Source organism: Streptomyces sp. NPDC015127, from assembly GCF_043080095.1.
GTDB lineage: Bacteria > Actinomycetota > Actinomycetes > Streptomycetales > Streptomycetaceae > Streptomyces.
On the sequence record NZ_JBIBVE010000075.1, the window covers coordinates 1 to 4,329 of the forward strand.

The following is a 4,329-nucleotide window of genomic DNA, read 5'->3' on the forward strand; positions in this document are numbered from 1 at the left end:
ACGCAATCCCCGCAACTACCTGGCCTTCCTCGGCCTCGCCGCCGCCCTGTGCTGCTACAAGCGACTCGTCCGCCTCACCACGTAGGACACTGTCTAAGGCCGTGGACGGGGGCTCCTTCTATCTCTACCAGGGCGAGACGCTCGGCATCGTCGGCGAGTCCTGCTGCGCAAGTCCACGGTCGCCAAGCTGCTGATGACGCTGGGGCCCGCCACCGCTGGCGAGGTGTCTAGGGCCAGGACATTCCTCAATTGCACAGAAGTAGAGCGAAGTAGACGTGAGTACTGGTTACTCATGAGCGCCCCTGCCTCCTCGTGAATGGTGAGTGGGACGAAGCTCGCACTCGATGCGATTCACATCGCCACGGCAGCTCCTTTCTCGAGCTGCGTGCCGCTGCCCCACCCATCTAGTTCCCTGATGGCCGGCCTAGCCTCTGTTCCCCTTCAGGGGACAAACCCTTCACCACGGCCATCAATGAATGAGGCCCCATGCCGAGGATCCAGTTCCAGATTCCTTTCACTACCCCCGTCAGCCAGCATCTGGAAGACGCCAGAGAACGTCACCTGCACTGGATACGCGAAGCAGAACTTGTAAGAAGCCAGGATGCGTTTGATGAGTATCTTTCCTGGGATCTTCCGCAGGCCGCGGCACGCACCTATCCATTTGCGTCCGCGGAGGACATGTTTGTGCTGATGAACTGGTTCTCGCTGGCGTTCCTGTTCGATGACCAGTTTGATGCTGGGAAGCCTGGCCGCGCCGACCGCATCGCAGATGTCGCTCGAGAGCTCATCGTCACCCCGTTGCGTCCCGCTGGAATCAAGCCCCGAGTTGTTTGCCCAATCACGCTGGCATGGGTGCAAGTATGGGAACAACTTTCTGACGGCATGTCGCTGACATGGCAAACACGGTTCGCCGCATCGTGGGGACGCTTCCTCGTGGCGCATACAGAGGAGATCGACCAGGCCGCCCTTGGGGGCACTTTGGACTTGGACGACTACATGGCGTTCCGGCAGCGCACGGTCGGTATCCATCACAGCATCGACGCAGGTGAACGTAGCCGCCGGTTTGAGGTTCCTCCACAGGTACAAGCGCACCCAGTCATGATCGGGATGCGCGATGCAGCAGCGGACGCCATCGGATTTATGAACGATATCCATTCCTTCGAGCGTGAACTGCGCCGAGGAGATGGCCACAACCTAGTACTGGTTCTTCAGCGCCAGAGGCAGTGCTCGCTGGACGAAGCCATAGCCGAGGCATATCAGATCACAGACCAGCGGCTCGGCCACTACTTGTGGCTTGAGACTCAAGTACCCAGCATGTGCAAGGAACTGGGTCTGAACAAGGATGAGCGCCGCCAGGTGCAAATGGGCGTAGAGGCGATTCAGCACTGGATCAACGGAAACTATGAGTGGGCCCTGGACACGGGGCGCTACGCCGCGGCCAAGGATAGTGCTGCGACTTCCGCCGAACGGTGCGGCCGGGGCTCCTTGGAAGATCTCCTTTCCACCGGACATTGATCGGTGGGGCCAGTGCGACTGCAACTTGAGCTACCCGACGCCGCAAACAGCCGTCTTGCAGCCAGCGTGCCATCTGCCGACCGGGACGATCGCGAAGCTGCCCACCTTGGCCGCCTATCTGGGCGTCCAGTCCCTGGTACCTGATATCGGGGCCAGGATCTCCACCGCGGGCCTGCCTCCAAGGAGTGTGACCAGGCCCAACTATCGGGCATGAGTGATGTCGGCCTGGCTGGACTGCAGAACAGCAGCTTGCAGTCGGAGTCCGTGACGACGATGGGCTTGACCGATCCCCGGCTGGCCTGGCCTGCGGACCCGGATCTCGTCCCGTCGATGATCCTGGCCTGCCCATTGACTCCGAGATTGGTCGATGACCTCGGCCAGTGTGCGCAGCTAGATGCCGGGCACAATGGTGCAGCCACGCATGGCGAGCAACGACCGCATATTGTGGATTGCCCCCCGCGTGATGGTGGATCGGTCGACACCAAGCAGCAGCCGGCACATCGTGGGTGGCACCAGGTGAAGGTGACGAGGGTGGTCCAGCAGAGCCGGTCTACGAAGACCAGATTGTGCTTCGTGCCGGCGCCGATTGCCCGGCGTCGCGGCCGCGACGTCAGCGCAGCCTGATGCCCATCATGTACAACGGGCTAACACTGGCGACGAGTTCAGCCACCACCTGGGCGTCAACCCATGATCCCCTGGACTCCGGATAGTCGCTGCACGTGCATGGCTGCCCCACCACGCAGAGGAACAACGATCACGACCCCGGACACACCACCGCCAACCATGCACGAGCTCGTTAGGAGCGTTCCACGCGATGTTCCCCGGCTCCGCCCTCGCGGATGTCCACTGCAGCATGTGATCAGCTTGCCGAACTGCCGCGCCCCTCAGCCCGGTGGTCCAGGACAGCTCTGACGCCGTGTTCACACCGGAATGCACAGGATCGTCCCTCAGCAAGATCACTGAAATGCTGATATCAGCCGATCAGAAGTTCGCCCAGTACTGAAAGACATCTCGGGTGCCGGACTCATCGGCCACTGGGTCACAGCTGAGTGTGATATGCCGGGTCAGCGGAGGGTCCTCGAGGAAGCCCTACCGAGGCTTACGAGCGCCCCCGATGCCAGAGTTCAACACATCGACGACGCCCACATCCTCGCTGCAAGAGGGTTGTCGACTCACCCAATCGCTTACCGGATAGCCCTTGAGGATCGGGCTCCCTCCTCCGCTACCGCGGGACGCGAACTTGCATTCCAAGTTCCGCTCTATTCCTTCCTCGCATGAAGCAGAAACTGTGGGTAAGTAGCGATCACACCTCGCGTCGATCGAAAGTCAGATAGCCCTTCCAAGACGGTCTTCAAGTCCTCCTCGCTAACCATGGAAGGATTCGTACGAAGAAACAACTTAGTCGCACTGGCAAAGAACTCATTGAATTGACAGCCGGCCTCAATATTATTGCGCAAAGCGATCTCAAAGGAAGCTATCGTGAAACCTGCACGTTCAACAAGCGACGGAAGCTCTCGACCGATTTTGCTATTACTTCCACCCGCCGCAGTCACGCGGCGCCAGATATCGAAAGCTGTCTCGAAATTCGATGATGGAGGGTAGGAATTAAACAAGGCATCGTCTTCCTCAATGATATACAGGCTTCCGCCTGCGGGCAGGGATTCATACACCGCCCGCAAGAGCTTAAGCGGGTCCGAAACATGCTGGGAAACGAATCGTAGTACACACTGCCTGAACTCACTTTGAACATACCCGGGAAGCGGTTCTTCGCCGACCTTACACACCGTTATGGAGTAATTATCGGGGCAGGTGGCAGCATCAAGGCGAGCCGCCAAGTGAGGATTCGCCTCCACGCCGAATAAGGTCGATTCAGGGAAGTCACTCGCCAAGCGAGAGCCATAGTTTCCGTTAGCACTGCCGATTTCGAGGATTCCAGCCCCTTCAGCCCCCAGACCCTTCGACCTCATCCAGTCAATCTCTCGCGACGCCAGGAGGCGGGTCTGCACATCAAGCAATGCATCCCACTCGACGAGAAGATCTTCATCTTCGATATTATCCATAATCCCTAGGGTCATCCAGGGGTTATCTCCATCGCCTGATATGAGAGAATGAATCCCTTCATTACCAGGAGCCTTAAAATTGAGCTCAGCCCACGACGGGTGCAGGGAATTGGTCATCTATCATTTCCTTTTCTGAATGAGGGCAGCGGCATCACATGATGCAGGATGTTCTCTTTACGCATCTATCGGAAACCCGAACGGGTGCATCATTTCATGTTATTGGAAAATCGATGACGGTGCAGAGTACTCGCTACTCACCGGCGGGCTTGGAAGGGGCATCAGCGCTCTTGATCACCATGCTTGCCCTGCCTTCCAAAGCATGGGCCTGATGTGATCGTTCGTGAGACCAGCGGGTCCCAGGAGTTGTGGTCATGGCTGCGAGCTTGTCGCCGTTTGGGCGACTCAGAGTGGGCCGCTCCCAGGACCCGCAACGACTCAACAGCTGATCGGGATGCTCGATCCTGGTGCAGGACAACGCTTGGCGAGTGCCTGCAGGGCAGAGCCGTAGCGACGAGACAGCGGACGAGAACGTAGCCCCCCTCTGGCCGGAGTGGCCAAGGGGTTTCTCTGAGCGGCGGCGGCCAGTCTCCGTGGTCGTCGCGGCGTCGCCGGCAGGAGGCCTTGGCGCCCTGTGCGATGCGGTGATCGATGCCGGACTTAGATGTCATCTCATTTGGCGAGTCTGCGGTAGCAGATAAGGGTGCAGGCGATGCTGGTGAAGGCGAGGAAGTGGTCCGCTTTGCGCTCGTAGCGC

At 59.2% G+C, this 4,329-nt stretch carries 2 protein-coding genes and 1 pseudogene; 2 read left to right on the plus strand and 1 reads right to left on the minus strand.

The annotated features are described in order from the left end of the window. Nucleotides 1-95: 95 nt before the first annotated feature. Both ACF08N_RS37800 and ACF08N_RS37805 read left to right on the plus strand, forming a co-directional pair. Nucleotides 96-226: pseudogene (locus tag ACF08N_RS37800) on the plus strand (ATP-binding cassette domain-containing protein); the annotation flags it as partial. Nucleotides 227-486: 260 nt separating this feature from the next. Next, nucleotides 487-1,515 (plus strand): terpene cyclase, encoded by a 1,029-nt coding sequence (locus ACF08N_RS37805; protein WP_392329235.1) that lies wholly within the window; start codon nt 487-489, stop codon nt 1,513-1,515. 1,259 nt (nt 1,516-2,774) lie between these two features. Here ACF08N_RS37805 and ACF08N_RS37810 read toward each other — a convergent pair. Continuing rightward, the gene (locus ACF08N_RS37810; protein WP_392329236.1) at nt 2,775-3,692 is read right to left on the minus strand and encodes a methyltransferase domain-containing protein; all 918 of its coding nucleotides are present in this window, start codon (nt 3,690-3,692) and stop codon (nt 2,775-2,777) included. Nucleotides 3,693-4,329 lie beyond the last annotated feature (637 nt).

Coding starts and splice junctions, on each gene's coding strand:
- ACF08N_RS37805 (WP_392329235.1), top strand. CDS start 487: ATGCCGAGGATCCAGTTCCAGATTCCTTTCACTACCCCCGTCAGCCAG.
- ACF08N_RS37810 (WP_392329236.1), bottom strand. CDS start 3,692: ATGACCAATTCCCTGCACCCGTCGTGGGCTGAGCTCAATTTTAAGGCT.